Source organism: Thermobispora bispora DSM 43833 (assembly GCF_000092645.1).
GTDB lineage: Bacteria > Actinomycetota > Actinomycetes > Streptosporangiales > Streptosporangiaceae > Thermobispora > Thermobispora bispora.
The window spans coordinates 1,958,715-1,984,078 of sequence record NC_014165.1; the positions used below are offsets into that span (position 1 = coordinate 1,958,715).

24 protein-coding genes and 2 riboswitches are annotated in these 25,364 nt (G+C 72.7%); of the genes, 16 read left to right on the plus strand and 8 right to left on the minus strand.

Features of this window, described 5'->3' with window-relative positions; genetic code table 11:
- Positions 1-16: 16 nt before the first annotated feature.
- Positions 17-1,189, minus strand: coding sequence for a globin domain-containing protein (locus TBIS_RS08410; RefSeq protein ID WP_013131936.1), 1,173 nt, complete (start codon positions 1,187-1,189; stop codon positions 17-19).
- A 531-nt stretch (positions 1,190-1,720) separates the two neighbouring features.
- Between TBIS_RS08410 and clsA the strand changes: the two genes are divergently transcribed.
- From clsA to TBIS_RS08450, 8 genes are all read left to right on the plus strand, one after another.
- Complete coding sequence (gene clsA / locus TBIS_RS08415; RefSeq protein WP_041432104.1) at positions 1,721-2,287, plus strand: cardiolipin synthase ClsA; 567 nt, start codon at positions 1,721-1,723, stop codon at positions 2,285-2,287.
- 2 nt (positions 2,288-2,289) lie between these two features.
- Positions 2,290-4,794, plus strand: coding sequence for a mannose-1-phosphate guanyltransferase (locus TBIS_RS08420; protein ID WP_013131938.1), 2,505 nt, complete (start codon positions 2,290-2,292; stop codon positions 4,792-4,794).
- Positions 4,795-5,047: 253 nt separating this feature from the next.
- Positions 5,048-5,551 carry an FHA domain-containing protein gene (locus TBIS_RS08425; RefSeq protein WP_013131939.1) on the plus strand — a complete coding sequence of 168 codons (504 nt, stop codon included), beginning with the start codon at positions 5,048-5,050 and terminating at the stop codon, positions 5,549-5,551.
- 20 nt (positions 5,552-5,571) lie between these two features.
- On the plus strand, positions 5,572-6,228 hold the full coding sequence (gene ftsR / locus TBIS_RS08430; RefSeq protein WP_013131940.1) for a transcriptional regulator FtsR: 657 nt from the start codon (positions 5,572-5,574) through the stop codon (positions 6,226-6,228).
- Positions 6,229-6,303: 75 nt separating this feature from the next.
- Positions 6,304-6,774, plus strand: a complete 471-nt coding sequence (locus tag TBIS_RS08435) for a bifunctional nuclease family protein (RefSeq protein ID WP_013131941.1) — start codon at positions 6,304-6,306, stop codon at positions 6,772-6,774.
- A gap of 154 nt (positions 6,775-6,928) precedes the next feature.
- Positions 6,929-7,549, plus strand: coding sequence for a MerR family transcriptional regulator (locus TBIS_RS08440; RefSeq protein WP_013131942.1), 621 nt, complete (start codon positions 6,929-6,931; stop codon positions 7,547-7,549).
- Positions 7,550-7,595: 46 nt separating this feature from the next.
- Positions 7,596-7,689: riboswitch (glycine riboswitch) on the plus strand.
- Positions 7,690-7,797, plus strand: a riboswitch (glycine riboswitch).
- A gap of 74 nt (positions 7,798-7,871) precedes the next feature.
- Positions 7,872-10,706 (plus strand): aminomethyl-transferring glycine dehydrogenase, encoded by a 2,835-nt coding sequence (gcvP, locus tag TBIS_RS08445; protein WP_013131943.1) that lies wholly within the window; start codon positions 7,872-7,874, stop codon positions 10,704-10,706.
- 433 nt (positions 10,707-11,139) lie between these two features.
- On the plus strand, positions 11,140-11,670 hold the full coding sequence (locus TBIS_RS08450; protein ID WP_013131944.1) for a hypothetical protein: 531 nt from the start codon (positions 11,140-11,142) through the stop codon (positions 11,668-11,670).
- Positions 11,671-11,693: 23 nt separating this feature from the next.
- Here the strand turns inward: TBIS_RS08450 and TBIS_RS08455 are convergent, their stop codons facing one another.
- Positions 11,694-12,116 carry a hypothetical protein gene (locus tag TBIS_RS08455; protein WP_206206285.1) on the minus strand — a complete coding sequence of 141 codons (423 nt, stop codon included), beginning with the start codon at positions 12,114-12,116 and terminating at the stop codon, positions 11,694-11,696.
- A gap of 233 nt (positions 12,117-12,349) precedes the next feature.
- Here TBIS_RS08455 and TBIS_RS08460 point away from each other — a divergent pair, with 233 nt between their 5' ends.
- Entirely contained in the window at positions 12,350-12,949 is a 600-nt protein-coding gene (locus TBIS_RS08460; protein WP_013131946.1) for an alpha/beta hydrolase family protein, read from the plus strand.
- Between the two features lie 40 nt (positions 12,950-12,989).
- Here TBIS_RS08460 and TBIS_RS08465 read toward each other — a convergent pair whose 3' ends face one another.
- The gene (locus tag TBIS_RS08465) at positions 12,990-13,190 is read right to left on the minus strand and encodes a DUF5999 family protein (protein WP_013131947.1); all 201 of its coding nucleotides are present in this window, start codon (positions 13,188-13,190) and stop codon (positions 12,990-12,992) included.
- A gap of 185 nt (positions 13,191-13,375) precedes the next feature.
- Positions 13,376-13,975, minus strand: a complete 600-nt coding sequence (locus TBIS_RS08470; protein WP_013131948.1) for a TetR/AcrR family transcriptional regulator C-terminal domain-containing protein — start codon at positions 13,973-13,975, stop codon at positions 13,376-13,378.
- A 136-nt stretch (positions 13,976-14,111) separates the two neighbouring features.
- Here TBIS_RS08470 and TBIS_RS08475 point away from each other — a divergent pair, with 136 nt between their 5' ends.
- Positions 14,112-14,510, plus strand: coding sequence for a hypothetical protein (locus tag TBIS_RS08475; protein WP_013131949.1), 399 nt, complete (start codon positions 14,112-14,114; stop codon positions 14,508-14,510).
- Positions 14,511-14,717: 207 nt separating this feature from the next.
- Here TBIS_RS08475 and TBIS_RS08480 read toward each other — a convergent pair whose 3' ends face one another.
- The 3 genes from TBIS_RS08480 to TBIS_RS08490 form a co-directional block, all read right to left on the minus strand.
- Positions 14,718-16,154 (minus strand): RNA polymerase sigma factor, encoded by a 1,437-nt coding sequence (locus TBIS_RS08480; protein ID WP_013131950.1) that lies wholly within the window; start codon positions 16,152-16,154, stop codon positions 14,718-14,720.
- 135 nt (positions 16,155-16,289) lie between these two features.
- On the minus strand, positions 16,290-16,640 hold the full coding sequence (locus TBIS_RS08485; protein WP_013131951.1) for a hypothetical protein: 351 nt from the start codon (positions 16,638-16,640) through the stop codon (positions 16,290-16,292).
- A complete protein-coding gene (locus TBIS_RS08490) occupies positions 16,637-17,824 on the minus strand; it encodes an AMP-binding protein (protein WP_242384330.1) in 1,188 nt (395 codons plus the stop codon). Before TBIS_RS08490 ends, TBIS_RS08485 begins: the two co-directional genes overlap by 4 nt.
- Before the next feature lie 69 nt (positions 17,825-17,893).
- Between TBIS_RS08490 and menB the strand changes: the two genes are divergently transcribed.
- From menB to TBIS_RS08505, 3 genes are all read left to right on the plus strand, one after another.
- A complete protein-coding gene (gene menB, locus TBIS_RS08495) occupies positions 17,894-18,724 on the plus strand; it encodes a 1,4-dihydroxy-2-naphthoyl-CoA synthase (RefSeq protein ID WP_013131953.1) in 831 nt (276 codons plus the stop codon).
- 98 nt (positions 18,725-18,822) lie between these two features.
- Positions 18,823-20,472, plus strand: coding sequence for a 2-succinyl-5-enolpyruvyl-6-hydroxy-3-cyclohexene-1-carboxylic-acid synthase (gene menD / locus TBIS_RS08500; RefSeq protein ID WP_013131954.1), 1,650 nt, complete (start codon positions 18,823-18,825; stop codon positions 20,470-20,472).
- 148 nt (positions 20,473-20,620) lie between these two features.
- Complete coding sequence (locus tag TBIS_RS08505) at positions 20,621-21,274, plus strand: DedA family protein (protein WP_013131955.1); 654 nt, start codon at positions 20,621-20,623, stop codon at positions 21,272-21,274.
- Here TBIS_RS08505 and TBIS_RS08510 read toward each other — a convergent pair.
- Positions 21,241-21,978, minus strand: coding sequence for a GntR family transcriptional regulator (locus TBIS_RS08510; RefSeq protein ID WP_013131956.1), 738 nt, complete (start codon positions 21,976-21,978; stop codon positions 21,241-21,243). The two genes, TBIS_RS08505 and TBIS_RS08510, sit on opposite strands and share 34 nt — an antisense overlap.
- A 175-nt stretch (positions 21,979-22,153) precedes the next feature.
- Between TBIS_RS08510 and TBIS_RS08515 the strand changes: the two genes are divergently transcribed.
- The 3 genes from TBIS_RS08515 to TBIS_RS08525 are packed head-to-tail and all read left to right on the plus strand — an operon-like array spanning position 22,154 to position 24,985.
- Positions 22,154-23,128 (plus strand): sugar ABC transporter substrate-binding protein, encoded by a 975-nt coding sequence (locus tag TBIS_RS08515; protein ID WP_013131957.1) that lies wholly within the window; start codon positions 22,154-22,156, stop codon positions 23,126-23,128.
- A gap of 43 nt (positions 23,129-23,171) precedes the next feature.
- Positions 23,172-24,206: an ABC transporter permease gene (locus TBIS_RS08520; RefSeq protein WP_013131958.1), complete on the plus strand. Its 1,035-nt coding sequence runs from the start codon at positions 23,172-23,174 to the stop codon at positions 24,204-24,206.
- Positions 24,203-24,985: an ATP-binding cassette domain-containing protein gene (locus TBIS_RS08525; RefSeq protein ID WP_013131959.1), complete on the plus strand. Its 783-nt coding sequence runs from the start codon at positions 24,203-24,205 to the stop codon at positions 24,983-24,985. The genes TBIS_RS08520 and TBIS_RS08525 overlap by 4 nt, the downstream gene beginning before the upstream one ends.
- Positions 24,986-25,364 lie beyond the last annotated feature (379 nt).

Here is a 25,364-nt window from a genome sequence, read left to right on the forward strand (position 1 = left end):
GGGTGCCGTGACCCGATCACCGCACCCGCGCCGGGCCGATCAGCGCGCTCGGCGGGCGCCCGTTCCGCGCGGGCGGCCGCCACGGCTGATCACGGAGCGTGTCGTAGTGGATCCGCTCCCGCGGCACGCCCGCGCGCCGCAGCCGGCGCACGGTCTCCGCCACCGTCGCGGCCGGGCCGCAGAGGTACACCTCGTGCTCCTCCCAGGGGCCGAGCCGCTCCACCGCCTCCGGCGGGGTGGCCCGCATCCCCGGAAAGGACGGGTCGTCGGAGACGACCGGCACCACCCGCAGCTTGGGGTGGGCGGCGGTCATCCGCTTCAGCTCCGCCATGTCGTAGAACTCGGCGGCCCGCCGCGCGCAGAGCAGCAGGTGGATGCGGGACGCGCCACCGGACTGCAGGGCGTGCTCGATGATCGCCTTCATCGGGGCGAGCCCGGTGCCGTCCGCCACGCAGAGGATGTCCCGGCCCGTGTCCGCGGGGACCATGGTGCCGGTCGGCGGGCCGAGCATGATCTGGTCGCCCACCCGGGTGTACCGGACCAGGGCGGAGCTGACCCAGCCGCTGGGGAGGGCCCGCACGTGGAAGCGGAGCGTGTTGTCCCGCCGCGGGGCGTTGGCGATGAAGAAGGTGCGCCAGATCCGGGGCCAGCGCGCCGTCTGCACCGGCACGTGCTGGCCGGGCTTGAACGCGAGCCGCTCGGCGGGCCGTACCGTCACCACGGCGATCTCCGCGGTGCGGCGCTCGTGGCCGATCACCTCGGCGTGCCACCAGGGCGGGCCCGGATCGGCCTCCGCCCCCGCGATCATCTCCTGGGCCGCCAGGGCGTACGCGCTGCTCCAGGCCGCCTCCACCTCCTCGTTCCACAGGTCCGCGGCGAAGCGCTTGACCGTGGCGAGGAGCGCGTCCCCCGCGGCCAGGAAGTGCTCGGCGGTCACCCCGTACTTGCGATGGTCGCGCCCGAGCCTGGCGAGGTACGGCCGCAGCCCGTCGGGATCGTCCAGCATGGAGACGATCTTCGTGAGGGCCTTGACCAGGTGCTCGTTGTGCGCGTCCATGGCCGGCGGGAACAGGGCCCGCATGTGCGGATGCTCGGCGAACAGCCGGCCGTGAAAGTACGCGGCCGCCTTGCCGCGTGCGGCCTTCACCGGCGCGAAGCTCTCCCTGACCAGGCGTGGATTGAGCGACATTGGATCGTTCCGTTCCAGGACCGGAGGCGATACCCCGGTCGTGCCGACATGCCTGACGGTTCCGGGTGAGGAACGGACACGGCCCGGCCCGCGCCGTTCACCGGGAGTCTTTCACCGGCAGCCGGGAGTCACAACCCGTTTCATCCCAATGAAAGCAAGGTGTATCCATCATGGGGATATTTCGGGCCTTTCACATTCTTCTATTCACTAATGCTGAAATAAGCGATCAGGTGGAAAAACGGATATAACGTCGGGGTGTTCACGTGCCGTCCGCGACGGGCGCGGCCCGCCGCGCCCGAGCGTCCGTCCCCGGCGTCCCGCCCGGCCGGGCGGCACCCAGCGGCGGCGGTCGACGTCGTCGTACGAGCCCGCGACCCCGACGATGCGGCCGCCGTGCACCGCGGCCACGACGATCTCGGCGGCCTGGGCCGGAGGCCGCCGCGCGACGCCGCACGTGAGCGCCTTGCGCGGCCGATGCGCTCCCGGTCCACCGGCCCGGGCGGCCGGATCGCGGGCGGTAAGGTTCGGGGCGTGGACGCTGCCGAGGACAGGATCTGGACGCTTCCCAACGCGCTGAGCACGCTCCGCCTGCTCGGCGTCCCCGTCTTCCTCTGGCTCGTGCTCGGCCCCAGGGCCGACGGCCTCGCCATCGCGCTGCTGGTCCTCGCCGGGCTGTCCGACTGGCTCGACGGGAAGCTCGCCAGGGCCTGGAACCAGACGAGCAGGCTCGGCCGCGTGATCGACCCGCTCGCCGACCGGCTCTACATCATCGCCACGCTGATCGGCCTGGTCCTGCGGGAGGCCATCCCCTGGTGGCTGGCGATCGCGGCGCCGCTGCGCGACGTGGCCCTGCTGTGGATCCCGCCGCTGCTGCGCCGCCTCGGCTACGGCCTCGCCCCGCCGGTCCACTTCCTCGGCAAGGCGGCCACGGCCGCGCTCATGTACGCCTTCCCCCTGCTCTTTCTCGCCTCCCACCACGCCTGGTACGCCGAGATCTGCTGGATCCTCGGATGGGCTTTCGCCATCTGGGGAACTGGTCTGTATTGGTGGGCCGGGGTGTTGTATGTGGTTCAGGTCCACCGGCTGACGAAGGGGTGACCGTGAAGGCCGTCGTCATGGCGGGCGGGGAGGGGACACGGCTCCGGCCGATGACCGCCACCCAGCCCAAGCCCCTGCTTCCGATCATCAACAAGCCGGTCATGGAGCACGTGCTGCGGCTGCTGAAGCGGCACGGCTACACCGAGACCGTCGTCACCGTGCAGTTCCTCGCCCCGCTCATCCGGAACTACTTCGGGGACGGGGACGAGCTCGGCCTGACCCTCCACTACGCCGCCGAGGAGATCCCCCTCGGCACCGCGGGGAGCGTGCGGAACGCCGCCGACCGGCTCCGGGACGAGCGGTTCCTCGTGATCTCCGGTGACGCGCTCACCGACATCGACCTCACCGACATGCTCCGGTTCCACCTGGAGCACGAGGCGCTGGTCACGATCGGGCTCAAGCGCGTGCCGAACCCGCTGGAGTTCGGGATCATCATCGTGGACGAGCGCGGGCGCATCCAGCGGTTCCTGGAGAAGCCCACCTGGGGCCAGGTGTTCTCCGACACGGTCAACACCGGCATCTACATCATGGAGCCGTCGGTGCTGGAGGAGGTCCCGCCCGGCCGGGCGGTCGACTGGTCCTCCGACGTCTTCCCCCGGCTCCTGGAGAAGGGCTGCCGGCTGTACGGCTACGTGGCCGAGGGCTACTGGGAGGACATCGGCACCTTCGAGAGCTACCTGAAGGCCCAGGCCGACGTCCTGGAGGGCCGGGTCAAGGTCGACATCGACGCGTTCGAGCTCGCACCGGGGGTGTGGACGGCCGAGGGCGCCTCCGTCGACCCCGAGGCCGTGCTGAAGGGCCCGCTCTACATCGGCGACTACGCCAAGGTCGAGGCCGGCGCGGAGCTGCGGGAGTACACCGTGCTCGGCAGCAACGTGGTGGTCAAGGAGGGCGCCTTCCTCCACCGCGCCGTGGTCAACGACAACGTCTACATCGGCCCCGGCGGGCACCTGCGCGGCTGCGTGATCGGCAAGAACACCGACGTCATGGCCCGGGCCCGGATCGAGGAGAACGTGGTCGTCGGCGACGAGTGCGTCATCGAGGCGGAGGCCTACGTCTCCTCCGGGGTGAAGATCTACCCGTTCAAAACGATCGAGGCCGGGGCGGTCGTCAACACCAGCGTGATCTGGGAGTCCCGCGGGCAGCGCAGCCTCTTCGGCCCGCGCGGCGTCTCCGGGCTGGTGAACGTCGAGATCACCCCCGAGCTGTGCGTACGGCTGGCGAGCGCGTACGCCACCACCCTGAAGAAGGGCGACACCGTGGTCACCTCCCGGGACGCCTCCCGCGCCGCCCGGGCGCTCAAGCGCGCCGTGATCAGCGCCCTCAACTCGAGCGCGATCAACGTGCTCGACCTCGAGGCGACCCCGCTGCCGGTCGCCCGGTTCCACACCGCCCGGCAGGACGTCAGGGGCGGGATCGCGCTGCGGACCACGGCGGGCGACCCGCAGAGCGTGGACATCGTGTTCATGGACGAGACCGGCGCCGACCTGTCCCAGGCGGCCCAGCGGAAGCTGGAGCGGGTCTTCACCCGGCAGGAATACCGCCGGGCCTTCCCCGGGGAGATCGCCGAGCTCTCCTTCCCGGCGCGGGCGGTCGACACCTACGCCCGGGAGCTGCTCCGCTGCGTGGACATCCGCGGCGTGAAGGAGAGCAACATGAAGGTCGTGGTCGACTGCGCCGGCGGCACCTCCTCGCTCGTGCTGCCCAGCCTCCTCGGCCAGGCCGGGGTGGACGTGCTCACCGTGAACAACCGGCTCGACGACGCCGCGCCCACCGAGACCCTGGCCGCGCGCCGCCGCGACCTGCAGCGCCTCGCCGAGCTCGTCGCCTCCTCCCGGGCCGCCTTCGGCGTGCGGTTCGACCCGGTGGGGGAGCGGATCTCCCTCGTCGACGAGAAGGGCCGGCTGATCAGCGACGAGCGGGCCCTGCTCGTCCTGCTCGACCTGGTGGCCGCGGAGCGGCGCGGCGGCCGGGTCGCCCTGCCCGTCACCACCACCCGGGTGGCCGAGCGCGTGTGCCGGTCGTACGGGGTTGAGGTCGAATGGACCGCGACCAGTCTCGATACGCTCACGCGGGCGGCGAGCCATCCGGATATGATCTTCGCGGGGGACGGGCGCGGTGGCTTCATCGTCCCCGAGTTCGCCCCCACGCTGGACGGCCTCGCGGTCTTCCTGCGTCTGCTCGGACTGGTCGCGCGGACCCGGATGTCGCTCAGCCAGATCGACGCCCGGATCCCCGAGGCCAAGATGCTCAAGCGAACGGTCCCCACCCCGTGGGCGCACAAGGGCACCGTGATGCGGTCGGTGGTGGAGGCCGCCGAGGGCTACCGTCTGGACACCACGGACGGTGTGCGGATCGTGGAGGACGATGGAAGCTGGGCGCTCGTGCTACCGGACCCGGCCGAGGCGGTCACCCATCTGTGGGCCGAGGGGCACGACATGGACACCGCGCAGGCGCTGCTGGAGCGCTGGGCGCGCGTGGTGGAGCAGGCGGCGGGCGCCAGGTGAGCGCTTCCGGTCCGGCGGGCGCGCCGCCTCTGGGCGGCGCGCGCCGGCCGCCCTCGATAGGGTCGTGCCGGTGGCGTCCGCCCGGCGCCATGGTGCGGCAGGGAATCCGTGTGGCGGGATGGACCACAGGGACCACATGGTTGTAGCGTTGGTCAGTCCATGTCCTGCCATGCTTCTTGACCACTGTTCCCTGATCAGCGTAAGTTGCGGCATTCGCAGTCTGAGCAAGTCGTGAGAGAGGCCGAGCCGATCGATGCCCAGCGTCTACTGCACGCAGTGCGGTCACGCCAACCCCGAGGACGCCCGTTTCTGCTCCCGATGCGGGACGCCGCTGAGCAGGGCGACGCAGGTCGCCGCCGACACGACCTCGACGATTTCACTTGAGGCGCTCGAGGCCGAGGCGGCCCAGACGCTGCTGCCGGATCGGTCGGTCGTGGAGCAGCTCCCGCCCGGCACCGCGCTCCTGGTGGTGATGCGCGGCCCGAACGCCGGTAGCCGGTTCCTCCTCGACAGCGACCTCACCACGGCGGGCCGGCACCCCGAGAGCGACATCTTCCTCGACGACGTGACCGTCTCCCGGCGGCACGCGGAGTTCTACCGGCGGGGCGGCCGGTTCACCGTCCGCGACGTCGGCAGCCTGAACGGCACCTACGTCAACCGGGAGCGCATCGAGGAGGCGCCGCTCGCGAGCGGCGACGAGGTGCAGATCGGCAAGTTCCGTCTGGTGTTCCTCACGCGCGGGCCTGGAGGGCAGTGAATCGGTGAGGAGGGAGGATCATGGGCGCGCAGGCCGTACGGGCGTTCATGAGCATCGGGGAGGTGCTCGCCCAGCTCCAGGGCGAGTTCCCTGACATCACCGTCTCCAAGATCCGGTTCCTCGAGGGCGCCGGGCTCATCGAGCCGCAGCGCAGCCCGTCCGGGTACCGCCGGTTCACGCACAAGGACGTCGAGCGCCTGCGGTACATCCTCCGGGCGCAGCGCGACCACTACCTGCCGCTCCGCGTGATCAAGTCACAGCTGGAGCAGCGCGACGCGCTGACCGAGCCCGGCCCGATCCAGGCGCCCCCGGTCAAGATGACCCGGGAGGAGCTGCTCAAGTCGGCCGGGATCGACGAGGAGCTGCTCGGCGAGATGGAGGCGTACGGCCTGGTCACCCCGGTGGCCGGCCACTACGAGGGCGAGGCGCTCGAGGTCGCCCGTAAGGTCGCCGCGCTCACCCGGTTCGGGCTGCAGCCGCGGCACCTCAGGGCGATCAAGGTGGTGGTCGAGCGGGAGGCCGCCATGATCCAGCACGCGGTGGCGCCGCTCATGCGCCGCCGCAAGCCCGGAGCGATCGCCGAGGCGGACGAGGTGGCACGGGAGATCTCCGGACTTCTCCAGGATTTGCACAACTCATTACTGCGTGACGGTGTTCGCGGCGTCCTGGGCAGATGAGGGACGCAATTGCAGCCCTGCGGTGTTACGTTGAATGCCAGGTGATATGCCGTAACGCTTGAGACGGAGCCGCCCGTGTTGCAGATGGAGGTCGTGGGGGTTCGCGTAGAGATGCCCACGAACCAGCCGATCGTCCTCCTGAAGGAGAGGGACGGCGATCGGTACCTGCCGATCTGGATCGGCATGACCGAGGCGACCGCGATCGCGCTGGCGCAGGCGGAGGAGCCTCCGCCCCGGCCGCTCACCCACGACTTGTTCCGGGACGTGCTGAACGCGCTCGGGGTGCAGCTGCAGACGGTCAACATCGTCGCCATCAGGGACGGGATCTTCTTCGCGGATCTCGTCTTCTCCAACGGCGTCGAGGTGAGCGCCCGGCCGTCGGACTCGATCGCGCTCGCCCTCCGCACCGGCGCGAAGATCTACGCCGCCGAGGAGGTCATCCAGGAGGCTGGGGTGACCATGCCGAGCGACCAGGAGGACGAGGTAGCGAAGTTCCGGGAGTTCCTGGACAAAGTCACCCCGGAAGATTTCGGTCGAGCGGGCTGACACTTCCGGCGATTCGGGAGATTAGCCTTCACGACGCGCCGGACAGGGTCGTTGACTGACGATGCGCCCGGTCCTACGGTGCAAGGGAAACCACGGTTGTAGTTCACGAACCCCCAGATCAGACCGTGGGACGAGGGAAAGCCGGAGGTCCGCAGTGGCGGTCAGCAGCGGCGAGGGTAAGACGGCCGGCAAGCACGACCCGGTCCGGGAGTCGGCCCGGGAACGGGCCGGCGAGGAGGGTCTGCTATGCGACGAGCAGCCGGTGACACTGCCCGAGGACATCGGTTACCGCGGCCCCACGGCGTGCGCAGCGGCGGGGATCACCTACCGGCAGCTCGACTACTGGGCGCGCACCGAGCTGGTGACGCCGACGATAAGGGCGGCGAACGGCTCGGGCACCCACCGGCTCTACAGTTTCCGGGACATCGTCGTCCTCAAGGTCGTCAAGCGGCTGCTCGACACGGGGGTGTCCCTGCAGCAGATCCGCACCGCCGTACGGCACCTGCGCGACCGGGGCGTTCAGGACCTCGCGCAGATCACGCTGATGAGCGACGGGGTCAGCGTCTACGAGTGCACCTCGGCCGACGAGGTGATCGACCTCCTGCAGGGAGGCCAGGGGGTGTTCGGCATCGCGCTCGGCCGGGTGTGGCGCGAGGTCGAGGGCTCGCTCGCCAAGCTGCCCGGTGAGCGGGCCATCCCCTCCGGCGGCGAGGCCGAGGCCGACCACCCGGCCGACGAGCTCGCCCGCCGGAGGAGGGCGCGCAAGACCGGGTGACCGAGGTGTCCGGCACCCGGTTGAGGGTAGAGTGACACCGCGCCGGCGACCCCGTGCGGGAGAGACCCCTGTTCGGCAGGGGCGCCGAAGGAGCAACCTTCTCCCCGGAATCTCTCAGGCACCCGTACCGCACGGGCGAGGCAACTCTGAAGAGCAGGCCCACCCGGCAGGGTGCGGCCTCACCGAAGGGGAAAGCCGGGCCCCGGCGGCCCGGTGAAGCTCTCAGGTCGGGCGACAGAGTGGGGAGACCGCAGCGAGGGCCGTGCCGTGCCACCGGACACGGCGGACGCCATGGTCTCGACCCGCCGAGGAGGCACCTGTCATGACCGACCGAGTTACGCTCTCCGACCTCGCCACCCCGCCCTTCGCCACCCGGCACATCGGGCCGTCCGACGCCGACCGGGCCAAGATGCTCGAGGTCGTCGGGTACCGCTCCGTGGCCGAGCTCGTGGCCGCCGCCACGCCCGAGGCGATCCGCACCGGCACGCCGCTCGATCTCCCCGAGCCGGCGAGTGAGGACCAGGTGCTCGCCGAGCTCCGGGCCATCGCGAGCCGCAACCGGGTCCTCACCTCCATGATCGGACTCGGCTACTACGACACGATCACGCCGGCCGTCATCCTGCGGAACGTGCTGGAGAACCCCGGGTGGTACACCGCGTACACCCCGTACCAGCCGGAGATCTCGCAGGGGCGCCTGGAGGCGCTGATCAACTTCCAGACCCTCGTCTCCGACCTCACCGGCCTGCCCGTCGCCGGCGCCTCCCTGCTGGATGAGGCGACCGCGGCCGCCGAGGCCATGGCGCTCGCCCGCCGCGCGGGCAAGGCGAAGTCCCAGGTGTTCGTGGTCGACGCCGACGCGCTGCCGCAGACCAAGGCGGTGCTCGCCACCCGCGCCGAACCGCTCGGGATCACCATCGTCGAGTCGGACCTCACCGGGGAGCTCCCCGAGTGCTTCGGCGTGCTGGTGCAGTACCCGGGGGCGAGCGGCCGGGTGGCAGGCTTCCGTGAGCTCGCCGAGCGGGCGCACGCGGCCGGGGCCATGGTGATCGCCGCGGCCGACCTGCTCGCGCTCACCCTGCTCGTGCCCCCGGGTGAGCAGGGGGCGGACATCGCCGTCGGCTCCACCCAGCGGTTCGGCGTGCCGCTGGGGTACGGCGGCCCGCACGCCGCCTACATCGCGGTGCGGGACGGGCTGCAGCGCCAGCTCCCCGGCCGGCTCGTCGGGGTCTCCAAGGACGCGGACGGGCGGCCCGCCTACCGGCTCGCGCTGCAGACCCGGGAGCAGCACATCCGCCGCGAGAAGGCCACCAGCAACATCTGCACCGCGCAGGTCCTGCTCGCCGTGGTCGCGGCGATGTACGCGGTCTACCACGGGCCGGACGGGCTCCGCCGGATCGCCCGCCGGGTCCACCGCCACGCCGCCGTGCTCGCCGCGGGCCTGCGCGCGCTCGGCGTGGAGGTGGTGCACGACCGGTTCTTCGACACCGTGCTCGCCCGGGTGCCCGGGCGTGCCCGCGAGGTGGTCGCCGCGGCCGAGGAGGCCGGGATCAACCTGCGCCTCGCGGACGACGACCACGTTGGCATCGCCTGCGACGAGAAGACCACCGCGGAGCACGTGCGGACCGTGTGGCGGGCCTTCGCCGGGCCGGACGCGGAGGTGCCGGTGCCCGCCGACCTGGACCTGACCACCCCGGACGCGCTCCCCGCCGAGCTGCTGCGCACCTCGGAGTTCCTCACCCACCCGGTGTTCAACTCCTACCACTCCGAGACGGCGATGCTCCGCTACCTGCGGCGGCTGATGGACAAGGACCTCGCCCTCGACCGGTCGATGATCCCGCTCGGCTCCTGCACGATGAAGCTCAACGCGACCACCGAGATGGAGCCGATCACCTGGCCGGAGTTCGCGGGCATCCACCCGTTCGCCCCCGCGGACCAGGCCCGGGGGTACGCCGAGCTGATCTCCTCCCTCGAGGGCTGGCTCGCCGAGATCACCGGGTACGACAAGGTGTCCATCCAGCCGAACGCGGGCTCCCAGGGCGAGCTCGCCGGGCTGCTCGCGATCCGGGGCTACCACCGCGCCCGCGGGGAGGCGCAGCGCGACGTCTGCCTCATCCCGTCCTCGGCCCACGGCACCAACGCGGCGAGCGCCGCCATGGCGGGCATGCGGGTGGTCGTCGTCGCCTGTGACGCGGACGGCAACGTCGACATGGCCGACCTCGCCGCCAAGATCGAGGCGCACCGGGACACCCTCGCCGCGATCATGGTGACCTACCCGTCGACCCACGGCGTGTTCGAGGAGACGATCACCGAGATCTGCGCCCGGGTCCACGAGGCCGGGGGCCAGGTCTACGTGGACGGCGCCAACCTCAACGCGCTCGTGGGGATCTCCCGGCTGGGCGAGCTCGGCGCGGACGTCTCGCACCTCAACCTGCACAAGACCTTCGCCATCCCGCACGGCGGGGGCGGCCCCGGTGTCGGCCCGGTGGCGGTCAAGGCCCACCTCGCCCCGCACCTCCCGGCGCACATCGCGGCCGCGCCGTACGGCTCGGCGAGCATCCTGCCGATCTCCTGGGCGTACATCCGGATGATGGGGGCGGACGGGCTGCGCCGGGCCACCGAGCAGGCGATCCTGTCGGCCAACTACCTCGCCGCGCGGCTCCGGCCGCACTACCCGGTCCTCTACACCGGGCGGGGCGGGCTGGTGGCCCACGAGTGCATCATCGACCTGCGCAAGATCACGAAGGAGACGGGGATCACGGTCGACGACGTGGCCAAGCGGCTGATCGACTACGGCTTCCACGCGCCGACCATGTCGTTCCCGGTCTCCGGGACGCTGATGATCGAGCCCACCGAGAGCGAGGACCTCACCGAGCTCGACCGCTTCGCCGACGCGATGATCGCCATCCGGCGGGAGATCGACAAGGTGGCGTCGGGCGAGTACGACCGCACCGACAACCCGCTCAAGAACGCCCCGCACACGGCCGAGCACGTGGCCGCGGACGAGTGGCCCCACCCGTACTCGCGGGCCGAGGCGGCCTACCCGGTCCCCGGGCTGCGGGCGGCCAAGTACTGGCCGCCGGTCCGCCGGATCGACCAGGCCTACGGCGACCGGAACCTCTTCTGCTCCTGCCCGCCCGTGGAGGCGTATCAGGACTGACCCGCCGGCAGCCCGCCCGCTCCGGGCGAGCGGGCGGGGCCAGGCCGGGCCCGGGCCGATAGGGGAGCGGCGCGCGTCGCCGGATGGCCGTGTGGCGGTCGAGCGACCCGGCCCGGTGGCGCCCCGGCGCGCGCCACGCCATCCCCGTCTTGCGCCTTCGACGTGCCACGACGGTGCGTCCGCGGGCCTCGCCCGGTGGCGCCCGCCGCGCGCCACGGCATCATGCCGCGGCCCGCTCCGGGTGGGCGGACGGGGAGCCCGGGCCGGGGTCCCTGGCCGGTGGGGGAGCCGCGCGCGGCGGCCCGCAACGGTGCCCGGCCGAAGGCGCGTCGGGAGCCGTGCCGTGCCGGGCGGTTCCGCCACGGCGCGGTACGGAGGCTCGTTAGGATCCTGATGATCTTCAGGACACGAGCGACCTTTGCGAGGCTCCTCCATGACGGCCATCGACTCCGAGCGGCGGATGGGCGAGGCGCGCCGGCTCGCCGAGCACGGTGACCTGGAGGCCGCCGCGGCGATCCTGGCGGAGATCGCGGCGGACGAGAGCGCGGCGGACCGGGAGGAGGCCGCGCTCGGGCTCTCCGTCCTCGCCGAGCGCATGGCCGAGCGGGCCCTGGAGGAGGGAGACCCGGAGCGGGCGGCGGACGTGCTGCGCGCGGCCCTGGCGGTGGAGTCCGTGGCCGACCGGGCGCGGCTGCGCGTCCTGCTCGGCATCGCCCACCTGGAGCTCGCCTGCCGCGAGTTCGCCGGCGCCTTACCGGACGGCGGCGGGGGAGAAGGCGACGCCGAGACCGGTGCGCTCGCCATCGAGCTGCTCGCCCGGACCCTGCCGCTGCGGGGCCGGGACGCCGACGCCGCCGCCGTCTGGCGGTACGGGCTCGGCCACCCCGATCCCGAGCTCGCCGCTCAGGTACGGCTCCGCCTCGGCCGGGACGTCCGCCCGATGGTCGAGGTGGGCGAGGACTGAGCGGCGCCGTACGGCGCGGGCGGTCAGCGGCGGCGCCGCCCGAGCGCGTTGGCGACGTTGATCGCGATGATGCCGGCCCAGGCGGCGAACATCCCGAGCGGGCCCGCGGTCTCGGCCGCGATCGCGGTGAGCGGGACCGCGATGCCGAGCGATCCCAGGGCGAGGATCAACCCGCCGCCGTCCTTCGACCGCTTCGGCCCGCCCTGCGCCTCGAGCTGCGCGGCGACCTCCTGGCGCACCCGTTCGGTGATCTGTGCGTCGATCTTGTCGAGGAAGGAGGCGACCAGGGCGTCGTCGTACTCGGGCCCGAGCTCGCGGCGGGCGCCGATGACGGCCTCGAGATCCTGCCGCTGCGCCGGGGTCAGCGGGGACCGCGGCGCCGCCGAGGACAGCGGATCATATGAGGCCGCCGGGGTGGCCGGTTCGGGTGATGAAGTCTCCGTCACGAGAGCCATTCTCGCCCATGCCCCACCCGGGTTGTTATCCCCCGTCAGGCGGACCGGCATCCGCACGGAGGAGGAGCCGGGCCCGCCCCCGAGGCGGACTAGCGCGGCCGGGAGCCCGCTCGCCGGAGACACCTCGCCTGGTCCGCCGTGCCGAGAGCCCTCGTGGTGAGCGGGCCGTCGTGCCTCGTGGTGAGCGGGCCGCCGCACCGGCCGGTCGTCGGTACGGTCGTGGCATGGAGATCGCGACCCCGCATGGCCCGGCGCTCGCCGAGGTGGACGAGCCGGCCGAGCCCCGGTTCCTCCTGGTGCTCACCCACGGTGCGATGGGCGGCATCGACTCGCCCGACCTGCTCGCGGTCCGGGACGCCGTGCTCGGCTCCGGCGGCGCGGTGGCCCGGGTCGTCCAGCCGTTCCGGCTCCGCGGCGCCCGCGCGCCCGGGTCGGCGGCGAAACAGGACGAGGCCTGGGTCGCGATCGTCGAGGCGCTGCGGCGGCGCCACCCCGGCCTGCCGCTCGTCCAGGGCGGCCGGAGCAACGGCGCGCGGGTGGCCTGCCGTACCGCCTGCGCGGCCGGGGCGGCCGCCGTGATCGCGCTCGCGTTCCCGCTCCACCCTCCGGGCAGGCCGGAGCGCTCGCGCGCGGACGAGCTGCGGAGCGCGGGATGCCCGGTCCTCGCGATCTCCGGAGGGCGGGACCCGTTCGGCATACCGGACGAGGCGGACGTCACCCGCCTGGTGGTCCTGCCCGGGGAGGGCCACGATCTGTCGAAGGACCCGGCCCGGGCCGGGGCCGAGGCGGCCCGCTGGCTGGCGGAGCGGATCCCGGCGGGCTGAGCCGGGGCGCGCCGCGGCGTGACGCGGGCGCGCCGGGACGCTACGCCGCGCCGACCGCGACGTCGGTCGGCCGGTGCGGGGCGATGACCCCGCCGTCGGGCAGCAGCTCCCCGGTGTCCTCGAAGAGCACGACGCCGTTGCAGAGCAGGCTCCACCCCTGCTCGGGGTGGGCCGCGATCACGCGGGCGGCTTCGCGGTCGGGCGCGTCCGCGCCGGGACAGGGCGGGTCATGGGGACACATCGCCGACGCTCCGTTCGGGGTCGAGGTGGTGGTGAACGGATGTCCATGGATCGGCAGGCTCGTCCCGCGGCGGAGGACATCGGCCGGGAGGCGGCCTGCGGAGCGGAGATGACGGACACCAGTCTGCTCCCCGCCGCCCGGGGCACGACATAGCCCTTTCGGGCGGTTTCCGCAGATCAGGAGGGCTATGGGCGGGTACCGGACCCGTCCCGGGCCCAGCCGGAGATGCCGGCGATGAGCGCGTCGAGCCCTTCGGCGAACTCCCGCTCGCCCTCGGCCGTCCGGACCTCGCGGACCTCCGCGTCCGGGTCGGCCCAGCCGGACCGCTGGAGCTCCACGGCGACGCTGCCGTAGACGTACGCGAGCAGCGCCCGGACGGCCGCCGGCGCGGCGTCGCCGAGCCCCGCCTCCCGGAGCTGCTCGGTCTGCTCGGTGAGCGAGGCGAGCGCGGCGCCCTTGGGCGGCCGGGTGAGGGCGAGGGAGAGCACGCCCGGGTGCTCGAGCAGCGCGGCGCGGCGCGCCCGGGCCCAGGCGCGGGCGATGTCCTGCCACCCGGCGGCCGGGCCGGGGTCGACGTGCACGGCGGTGACGTGCTCGGCGAGCGCGTCGAACAGCGCCTCCTTGCCCCGGGGGAGGTGGTGGTAGATGGCCATCGCCTCCACCTGCAGGGCGTCGCCGAGCTTGCGCATGGTGAGGCGGCGCAGGCCCTCGGCGTCCGCCAGGTGCAGGGCGGCCTCGATGATCCGTTCGCGGGACAGTGGCACGGGGGGTCGCTTGGCGGGCATGCCGCCACCCTGCCACACGGTACCTTACTTTGTAAAGGCGTCGGCCGTGCGCCGGTGCTCCCCACCGCCCTCGTCACGCCGTCCTCCGGGCAGCGCGTACGCTTATGGCGACGGTTGCCGGAACTGGAGGGCTGAGATGGCGTATTTCCGGCCACGGGTGAGCCGCGAGGCCGAGGTGCGGTACCACGCCGACCGGGAGATCGCGAAGAACGTCCCGGATCTGCTCCGGAAGGCGGTGGAGGCCGAGCGGCGCCTGGTGGACCTGCGCACCTCCGGCGCGCCCCTGGAGCAGGTGCGAGAGGCCGCGCTCGAGTACGATCGCGCCCTCGCCGACGCCCTGCGCGCCGCGGAGGCCGCGCAGCGCGCCGCGGCCGGGGTGAAGGCGTACGACAGCCGGATCGCCCGGCGGAAGGCGAAGTCCACCCCGGAGGGGGCGTTCTGGGCGGCCGAGGTGCACCGCCTGCGCACGCTGCGGGAGGCGCACCGGCTCAACGGCATCCCGCGGGTGCCGCGCCACGTCCCCAGCGCCCGCTAGGGGCCGGTCCTCCGGCCGCGGGCCCGGCGGGCGCACGCGCCGCCGTACGCCCGGGCCGGGTGGCGGACGCGCGGCCCCGGAGACGGCGACGGCCCGCGCCGGTGGGCGCGGGCCGGATCAGGCGATCTCGCGATGGCCGGCTCTAGGCCGCGCAGCTCGCTCGCCCAAGGAACGCAGGGTCGCCGCGCCACGGCGCGCGGCCGCGGCTCAGCAGGCCCAGTCCATGAGCGGCCGGGCGTTGCTGGGGTGGCGGAGCTTGGAGAGCGACTCCTTCTCGAGCTGGCGGATCCGCTCCCGGGTCAGCCCGAGCCGCTTGCCGATCTCGTCGAGGGTGTGCGGCTTGCCGTCCACCAGCCCGAAGCGCAGGCTCATGATCTTCGCCTCGCGCGGGGACAGGTTGTCGAGCATCCCCTTGAGCTGCTCCGCGAGGAGCTGCCGGTCGACGATCTCGGACGCCTCGAGCGAGTCCACGTCCTCGATCAGGTCGCCGATGCAGGTCTCCCCGTCCTCGCCGATCGTGGAGTCGAGGCTGATCGGCTGCCGGCTCGTCCGGAGCAGCTCCTCGATCTGGTCCGGCGTCTTGTCCAGCTCGACGGCCAGCTCCTCGGGGGTGGGCTCCCGGCCGAGCCGCTGGTGCATGTCCCGCTCTACCCGCGACAGCTTGGAGAGCATCTCCAGCACGTGCACGGGCAGCCGGATCGTGCGGGCCGAGTCGGCGAAGCCGCGCTGGATGGCCTGGCGGATCCACCACATGGCGTAGGTGGAGAACTTGTACCCCTTGGTGTAGTCGAACTTCTCCACCGCGCGGATCAGGCCGAGGTTGCCCTCCTGCACGACGTCGAGCAGGGACATGCCGCGGTCGGTGTACTTCTTGGCCACCGACACGACCAGCCGGAGGTTCGCCTCGAGCATGTGATCCTTGGCCCGCTTGCCGTCCTCGATGACCCACTCCAGGTCCTCGCGGAAGCCCGGCGGGAGCTTCTCACCGCTCTCCAGCGCCTGCTTGAGCTTGTACTCCGCGTACAGCCCGGCCTCGATGCGCTTGGCGAGCTCCACCTCCTGGGCGGCGGTGAGCAGGGTCCGGCGGCCGATCGACTTCAGGTACGTGTGCACCGAGTCGCCGAGCACCGACGAGGTGTCGTCGAGGTCCGCGGTCCCGCCGTCGGCGAGGTCGGCGTCCGTGATCTCGGCGTCCCGGATGTCGAGGTCCTCCGGCGCGAGGTCGTCGAGGTCCGGCTCGGCCACCTCGGCCGCACCCGCCGCGGCGGCCTCCTCGGCGTCCTTGCGGCGCCTCCGGCTCCCCGCCGTGGCCTTCGTGCGCGAGGCGGCCCGCCCGCCGGACCGGCCGGCGCGCTTCCGCTCCGCACCGGCGCGGCCGGTACGGCCGGCCGCCGTGAGGTCCGCCACGTGCTCGGGACCCGCCTCACCGCCCGCGGCCGCGTCCTCGGCGAGCTGCACCCCGGCTTCGGCGAGCTCGTGCAGGATCGAGCGCCCCTCGGCAGGGCTCACCCCCGCCTTGGCGAAGGCCGCACGCAGCTCCGACAGGGAAAGCCGGCCCTGCGCACGCCCCCGCTCCAGCAGTTCGTCGAGGGGCGTCGGGGTCGCCTGGCGCTCGGGCGAAGCCGCCATGGCGGTGCGGGGCATGGGGAACCTCCTCCAAGGCGGAGTCAGTGACGTGCGGATCGTTCAGGGGTGCGTTGCTCCGGCGGCGCGCACCGCTATCAATAACGCCCTCACGTCCAGTTTGTTCCCTCTGCCCGTTCTGCTGGGCGGCGCTGGTCACTCGCGGGGGGCGATGGTGATGGTCACCCGGGGGTCCTCGGTCCGCGGGCGATCCGCGCCCCCGCGGTCCGTCTCCAGGCCGGAGGTCAGCTCATCCACCCACCGCTCCACCTCGGAGAGGTCCGCGACGAAATCGCTCGGCGGCGCGGTGGGCGGCTTGACGCCGCGGTCGCCGGGGGACGCGGCCGGCACGTCGTCCTCGACCTCGCGCGGGATGTGGACCTCCACCCGGCGGGCGTCCTCCCCCTGGAGCCGGTTCGCCGCGGCGGCCACCGTCACGGAGACTCCCCCCACGACGACGGCGGCCACGACGCCCGCGGAGACGAGCCTCTTCCGGGTCTGATTCATGCGGACCCTCCTCCGTTTCCTGGGAACGCGCCCGAGCCGTTCCGCAACGCGACCAGATCCGGCTTCCCGTTGGGCAGCAGCGGGATCTCCGGCACCACCTCCACCACCTTCGGGGCGGCGTAGGCGGGGAGCCGCTCCTTGGCGAAGGCGCGCAGGCCGTCGCGGGTGACCTCGCCGGCCACGACGGCGACCACGACCTCCCCCCACTCGGGGTCGGGCCGGCCGACCACCGCGACGTCCCGGACGCCGGGATGCTCCGCGAGCACCCGCGCGACCGCCGAGGCGACGACCTTCTCCCCACCGGTGATGATCACATCGTCGGCCCGGCCGAGCACGGTCAGGCGGCCGTCCTCGATCACCCCGAGGTCCGAGGTGACGAACCAGCCGTCCTCGAAGGGCCGCTCCTCGCGCAGGCGGTAGCCGGTGAAGAGCACCGGGCCGCGGATCCGGATCCGCCCGTCGCCGCCGGCCTTCACCTCGACGCCGTCGAGGGGGAGGCCGTCGTACACGCACCCGCCGGCGGTCTCGCTCATCCCGTAGGTGACCACCACCCGCGCCCCGGCCCGGCGGGCCTCGTCCAGGAGCCCGGGCAGGGCGGCCGCGCCGCCGAGGAGGATGGTGCGGAAGCGCCCCAGATCGACGCCCGCGTCGATCATGCGCCGGAGCTGGGTCGGGACCAGCGACACGTGCTCGGCCCCGCTCGCGGCGGCCTCCTCCGGGGAGAACCGCGGGTGGATCACCGGGTCGGTGCCGCTCAGCAGGGACCGGACCAGCACCTGCATGCCCGAGATGTGCGAGGTCGGGAGGCAGCACAGCCAGCGCTCGCCCGGGCGCGCCCCGATCCGGCGGAGCGACGCGCGCGCCGAGGCGGTGAGCGCCCCGGCGGGCAGCTCGACGCCCTTCGGGGTCCCGGTGGACCCTGATGTGGCGATGATCACCGCCGCGTCGGACGGCACACCGCCGGGCAGGCGCCGTACCCCGTCGGGCGTGACCAGGTGGGTGGGGCGCAGCGCGGCGAGCGCGGCGTCCAGCGCCGGCCGGGGGAGGTCGGGGGAGAGCGGCAGCACCGCCGGGCCGCCGTCCAGGGCCCGCCGTACCGCCTCGAGCAGGGCCGGTCCCGGTGGGAGGAGCAGGGCGTGCACCGGGCGGTGTCCCACCGGGCGATGTCCGGGACGGTCGAGCACGGTCGTAAGGTTAGTCCGGGTATGGTGCCGCCGATGTCCCGTCGGCGAGTGAGTGGAAAAGGAGCGCGTGTGTCGAGTGCGGTCGACTGGAAGCGGTCTGGTGAGTACGAGGACATCATCTACGAGACCGCCGAGGGCATCGCGAAGATCACGATCAACCGCCCCGAGCGGCATAATGCGTTCCGCCCCACGACGCTCTTCGAGCTCAGCCAGGCCTTCCGGATCGCCCAGGAGGACACCTCGATCGGTGTGATCATCCTCACCGGGGCGGGGGACAAGGCCTTCTGCTCCGGCGGCGACCAGAAGATCCGCGGCGACGACGGGTACGTCGACGACAAGACCCACGGCATCGGCCGCCTGAACGTGCTGGACCTGCAGGTGCAGATCCGCCGCTGCCCCAAGCCGGTCATCGCGATGGTCGCCGGTTACGCGATCGGCGGCGGCAACGTGCTCCAGGTCTGCTGCGACCTGACCATCGCGGCCGACAACGCGATCTTCGGGCAGACCGGCCCCAAGGTGGGCTCGTTCGACGGCGGGTACGGCTCCTGGCTGCTCGCCGCGACCGTCGGGCTCAAGCGGGCCCGGGAGATCTGGTACCTGTGCCGCCAGTACGACGCCAAGACCGCCCTGGAGTGGGGCCTGGTCAACGCGGTGGTCCCGCTGGAGAAGCTGGAGGAGGAGACCGTCCGGTGGGCGCGCGAGCTGCTGCAGAAGTCGCCGCTCGCGCTGCGGATGCTCAAGGGCGCGCTCAACGCGGTCACCGACGGCGCCGCCGGGATGCAGCAGTTCGCCGGTGACGCCACGCTCCTGTACTACATGAGCGAGGAGGCGCAGGAGGGCCGGGACGCGTTCAAGGAGAAGCGCGCCCCGGACTTCTCCAAGTTCCCCCGCCGCCCGTGATCCCCTGATCCGCTCCGACCCCCAGCAGACGCCGCACGGAGGAGGAATCCCGTGCTCGGGACCCTGACCGCCGCCCGGCACTCCCCCGGGGAGCGGCCGTGAACCCGGCGACCGCGCTCGCGACCGTGCTCGTCGACGAGCTGGTCCGCTGCGGGATGACCGACGTGGTGCTCGCCCCCGGCTCCCGCTCGGCGCCGCTCGCCCTCGCGGTGCACAACGAGCCGCGCCTCAGGCTGCACGTCCGCATCGACGAGCGCTCGGCCTCCTTCCTCGCCCTGGGGCTGGCCAAGCGCTCCGAGCGGCCGGTCGCCGTCATCTGCACCTCGGGCACGGCCGCGGCCAACCTCCACCCGGCCGTCATCGAGGCGTCCGAGGCCGGCGTGCCCCTGCTCGTGCTCACCGCCGACCGGCCGCCCGAGCTGCGCGGCACCGGGGCGAACCAGACGATCGACCAGATCAAGCTGTACGGCTCCGCGGTGCGGTGGTTCGCCGAGGTCGGCGTGCCCGAGGAGCGGCCCGGCCAGGTCGCCTACTGGCGGTCGCTCGTCGCCCGCGCCTACCACCGGGCGCTCGGGCCGTCCGACCCCGGCCCGGTCCACCTCAACCTCGCCTTCCGGGAGCCGCTCATCCCCGACGGGGACACGAACTGGTGCGAGCCGCTCGGCGGGGACGCCACCGGCGCCTGGGTGCGGACCCGGGTCGCCCCGCCCGCGCCGGCCCTCCACCTCCCGCCGGTCCGCCGGGGCGTGCTCGTCATCGGCGACGGCGCGACCAACGTCCGGCGCTACGTGGCCGCGGCCGGGATGGCCGGGTGGCCGGTGCTCTCCGAGCCCAACGGCAACGGGCGGTACGGCGACACGGCGATCTCCACCTACCACTTCCTCCTGGGGGATCCCGCCTTCGCCGAGGCGCACCGGCCCGACGTGGTGGTCACCCTCGGCCGCCCCGGGCTCTCCCGCCCCCTGCTGTCGTGGCTGCGGACCGCGGGGGAGCACATCGTGGTGACCGGCGACCTCACCCGGTGGCCGGACCCGACCCGGTCGGCCACGCAGGTGGTCGAGGCCGTGGAGATCCCGATCGCGTCCGGCGGGGACGACTGGCTGCGCTCGTGGCGGAACGCCGAGCGGCTGGCGCGGCAGGCGCTCGACGAGGTGCTCGACTCCACCGGCCTGAGCGAGCCCCGCCTCGCCCGGGACCTGGTGGACCTGCTGCCCAACGGCTCGCTGCTGTTCTGCGGCTCGTCCATGCCGATCCGGGACCTCGACCAGACCATGCGGCCGCGGCGCGGCGTGCGGGTGATGGCCGGCCGGGGCGCGTCGGGCATCGACGGCCTGGTCTCCACGGCGATCGGCGCGGCGCTCGCGCACAACGGCCCCTGCTACGCGCTGCTCGGGGACCTCTCCCTGCTGCACGACCAGAACGGCCTGGTGATCGGCCCGCAGGAGCCCCGCCCCGACCTGTGCCTGGTGGTGGTGAACAACGACGGGGGCGGCATCTTCTCGCTGCTGCCCCAGGCGGCGCTCCGGGCCCCGTTCGAGCGGGTGTTCGGCACCCCGCACGGCGTCGACCTCGGCCATGTCGCGGCCGCCCACGGCCTGCCGTACACGCTCGTCGGCGACATCGGCGAGCTGCCGCGGGCGATCAAGGGGGACGGGCTGCGGCTCGTCGAGGTGCGCACCGACCGCGAGCGGAACGCGGCGATCCACGCGGCGATGCGCGACGCGGTGCGCGCGGCGATCCGGGGATAGCGCCCGGGAGGCGTTGCCGCCCCCGGTGGAGGACGGGTGCTCCTCCGGTCGGATCCCGGGCGCGCCGGAACCCGTCCGCCTGTGGGATGGCACAGCGCGGGCGGCACGGCAGAATGGGCGGGGTCCGCCGGCCGTCGAGGAGGAACGGATGCACGTCGACGAGTGGCTGCAGGCCATCCCCGCGACCTGGGTGTACGTGCTCGTGGGCGTGATCATCGCCCTGGAGAGCCTCGGCATCCCGCTCCCGGGCGAGATCATGCTGGTGAGCGCGGCCCTGCTCTCGTCCCAGGGGGTGGTGAGCCCGGTCCTCGTCGGGGTGTACGCGAGCGCCGGCGCGATCGTGGGGGACTCGATCGGCTACTTCATCGGGTACAAGGGCGGGGCGCCGCTCTTCGACCGGCTCGGGCGGCGCTTCCCGCGCCATTTCGGCCCCGAGCAGATCGCCAAGGCCGAGCGCCTCTTCCACCGGTACGGGGTGTGGGCGGTCTTCTTCGGGCGGTTCGTGGCGCTGCTGCGCATCCTCGTCGGCCCGCTGGCCGGCGCGCTGCGCCTGCCGTACTGGCGGTTCCTGGTGGCGAACGTGAGCGGCGGGATCGTGTGGGCGGGCGGCACCACGGCCGCGATCTACTACCTCGGCGTGGTGGCCGACCGGTGGCTGAAGGGGTTCTCCTGGGCCGGTCTGGCCCTCGCGGTGGCCGCCGGGCTGATCACCACGGTCGTGGTGAAGCGCCGGCTGGCCAGGGCGGCCGCGCCCGCGCCGGCGGCGCCTCAGCGCTCGATGAGCGTGACCTCCAGGGAGTAGTGCGAGGCGCGGTAGACGTGCGAGCCGTGCTCGACCGCCTTGCCCTGGTCGTCGTACGCGGTGCGGACCATGGTGAGCAGCGGGGCGCCCCGGCGCTCGCCGAGCAGGCGCGCCTCGGCGGCGCTCGCCGCCTTCGCCCCGATCCGCTGGTTCGCCACCCGCAACCTGATCCCGGCCGCCCGGAGCAGCTCGTAGAGGCCGTGCTCCTCCAGGGCCTCCGCGGTGAGCTGGGCCGGCCCGGCGGGCAGCCAGTTCCGCAGGATGGCGAGCGGCTCCCCCGAGGCGTAGCGCAGCCGCTGGATGTGGACGAGCTCGGTCCCGGGCTCGAGGCCGAGGGTCTCCGCCATCGCCTCGTCGGCGCTCACCCGCTCGAACGACAGCACCCGGGTGGACGGCTTCTGGCCGGCGCGGCGGAGGTCGTCGTAGAGGCTGGTGAGCTCCACCGACCGCTTGACCTGCCCGTGCACCACCTGGGTGCCGACCCCGCGCTTGCGGACGAGCAGGCCCTTGTCGACGAGGTACTGGATCGCCTGGCGGACCGTGGGCCGGGAGAGCCCGAGCCGGTCGGCGAGGAGGATCTCGTTGTCGAGCCGTGAGCCAGGGGCAAGGTCGCCCCGTCTGATCGCCTCCGAGATCTGCTCGGCGACCTGGAAATAGAGGGGGACCGGGCTCGACCGGTCGAGTTCGATCTCCAAGTGCCCCATCGTGCTCGTCCTCCTCGACGACTTGATCCTAACCGACGTCAAGATGTCCGGACAATCATCGGCAATGAGAAAGTCATATTGTCAGGACAAAGTATTGACATTGATTTCACATAGCGGTTAAAAACAAGCACCAGCGATCTCACGGGGGGGCAGGAGCCGACGTGAGGAGGAAGTGATGAAGCGGAAGATCATCGTGGTCGCCGCCGTCCTGCTCGGCGCGCTGACCGGCTGTTCCAGTGGCAACGGTGATCAGCAGGGTGCGGCGGCGCAGAGCGAAGGCGCCCAGGCGCCCGCCGCCAAGTTCGCGGTGATCACCCATGGTTCCGCCGGTGACGCCTTCTGGGATGTGGTGAAGAACGGCGCCGAGGCCGCCGCCAAGCAGTACGGCGTGACCGTCAACTACCAGAGCGACGGCGACCCGGCGAAGCAGTCCCAGCTCATCGACCAGGCGGTGAGCGAGAAGGTGGACGGCCTTGTGGTCTCGATGGCCAACCCCGAGGCGCTCAAGGAGTCGATCGCCAAGGCCGTCGCGGCGAACATTCCGGTCATCACGATCAACTCGGGGGCGGACAAGTCCAAGGAGTACGGCGCGATCACGCACGTCGGCCAGTCGGAGGAGGTTGCCGGCCAGGGCGCGGGTGAGAAGCTCAAGGAGGCCGGCGTCACCAAGCTGATCTGCGTGATCCACGAGGCCGGCAACATCGGGCTCGACCAGCGCTGCAACGGCGCCACCCAGACGCTCGGCGGCACCGTGGAGCGGCTCCAGGTCGACGTGAACGACCTCGCCGGCGTCACCTCGAAGATCAAGGCGAAGCTGCAGAGCGACTCGTCGTTCAACGGGGTGCTGACCCTGAACCCGGCCGTGGCCATCGCCGCCCGGGACGCGATCAAGGAGCTCGGCTCCTCGGTGACGCTCGCCACCTTCGACCTGTCCGGCGACGTGGTGAGCGCGATCCAGAACGGCGAGATCCTCTTCGCCGTGGACCAGCAGCAGTACCTGCAGGGCTGGCTGCCGATCACCTTCCTCTACCTCTACAAGCAGAACCTCAACACGGTCGGCGGCGGGCTGCCGGTCCACACCGGCCCGGGCTTCGTGACCAAGGAGAACGCCGCCCAGGTGGCTCAGCTCGCGAGCGGCGGCACCCGGTGACGCGCGTGGCCGGCGGAGGGTCTGTGGCCAACGGAGGGTTTGGATGACGGCCGTCGCACGTGACGAACGGATCTGGCACACCGGCTGGCTGCGCCGCATGGTCATCCGGCCGGAGCTGGGGTCGGTCGTGGGCGCGATCGCGGTGTTCGGCTTCTTCGCCGCTCAGTCGCCGGTGTTCCGGTCGGCCGACGGCGTGGCGAACTGGCTCGATCCCGCGTCGACCCTCGGCATCATGGCCGTGGCGATCTCCCTGCTGATGATCGGGGGCGAGTTCGACCTGTCGGCCGGCGTGCTCACCGGCACCTGCGGCCTGATCGTGGTCACCCTCGCCACCCAGGCGGGCTGGAACGTCTGGGCCGCCATGCTGGCCAGCCTGGCCGTCGCCCTGCTCATCGGGTTCCTCAACGGCCTGCTGGTGGTGCGCACCAAGCTGCCGAGCTTCATCGTCACCCTCGGCACGTTCCTGATGCTGCAGGGCCTGAACCTCGGCGTGACCAAGGCGCTCACCGGCACCGTCCAGGTGGGCGGCCTGCGGGACGCGTCCGGGTACGAGAGCGCGCACGCGGTGTTCGCCGGCTCGGTGACCATCGGCGGCACCGACTTCCGGATCGCGATCCTGTGGTGGCTCGCGGTCACCGCCATCGCCACCTACGTGCTGACCCGGACCAGGCCCGGCAACTGGGTGTTCGCGGTGGGCGGCGACGAGCGCGCCGCCCGGGCGGTCGGGGTGCCCGCGGCGCGGGTGAAGATCGCCCTGTTCATGACGACCGCGGGGGCGGCGTGGCTGGTCGGCTCGATCCTCGCGCTCCGGTTCGCCTCGGTGCAGGCGAACGCCGGCATCGGCCAGGAGTTCATCTACATCGTCGCGGCCGTGATCGGCGGCTGCCTGCTGACCGGTGGGTACGGCTCGCCCGTGGGGGCGGCGATCGGCGCGCTCATCTTCGGCATGGCGGACAAGGGCATCGTCTTCGCCGGCTGGGACGCCGACTGGTTCAAGTTCTTCCTCGGCGCGATGCTGCTGCTCGCCACGCTCACCAACAGCCTGGTGCGGAAGTACGCGGAGGAGGCGCGGCGGTGACGTCCCTGCTGGAGACCCGGAAGGTCGGCAAGATCTTCGGCAGCGTGATCGCGCTGCGCGACGTGTCGATGCGGGTGAACGCCGGCGAGGTCACCTGCGTGCTCGGCGACAACGGCGCCGGCAAGTCCACGCTCATCAAGATCCTTTCCGGCGTCCACCGCCCGGACTCGGGGGAGTACCTGGTGGACGGCGAGCCGGTTGCGTTCTCCGGGCCGCGGGACGCGCTCGACCGGGGCATCGCGACCGTCTACCAGGACCTCGCGATGATCCCGCTGATGTCGGTGTGGCGGAACTTCTTCCTCGGCTCGGAGCCGGTGACGAAGTTCCGCAAGTTCGACGTGGCCATGGCCAAGCGGGTCGCCCGCGAGGAGCTGCGCCGGATGGGCATCGACATCCGGGACGTGGACCAGCCGGTCGGCACGCTCTCCGGCGGGGAGCGCCAGTCGGTCGCGATCGCCCGCGCGGTCTACTTCGGCGCCCGGGTGCTCATCCTCGACGAGCCGACCTCCGCGCTCGGGGTGAAGCAGGCGGGCGTGGTGCTCCGGTACATCGCCCAGGCGCGGGACCGCGGGCTGGGCGTGGTGTTCATCACCCACAACCCGCACCACGCCTATCCGATCGGCGACCGCTTCCTCGTCCTCAACCGCGGCGCGAGCCTCGGGGAGTACACCAAGTCCGACATCAGCAAGGAGGAGCTCACCTCGCTGATGGCCGGGGGAGCGGAGCTGGAGGAGCTCGCCCATGAGCTGGCGCGGGCGCCTCAGGAATCTACGACGTAAAGGAGCGGGCCGGGTGATCACCTGGCCTACCGCTCCTCACCCCACACAACAAAGACCCAACAACCGCATGGCCGATCACGGGCCCGGCCGCCCACGGGGCGCGGCCGGGCCCGTCCGGTCTCCGCTCCGGGGTACCGCGCGAGCCCTCCGCACCACTGGACGAGCCGAGCCGTGGCCGCGCCCTCCCGCCCCGGACCCGCCGGCCGGACAAGGGTGCGGCCCGCGCATCCGAGCCCGGGGCGAGGCCGCCGCCACCGCTGGGCTTGCCCTCCTCGTGAGGCCCGTGCGGGACGTGTCCTCCTCGTGAGGTCCGCGCGCCGGAGCCCAGGTCGGCGCCCAGGCATGCCGTGCGCCTGGGGGCGGCCTAGCGTGCCGTACG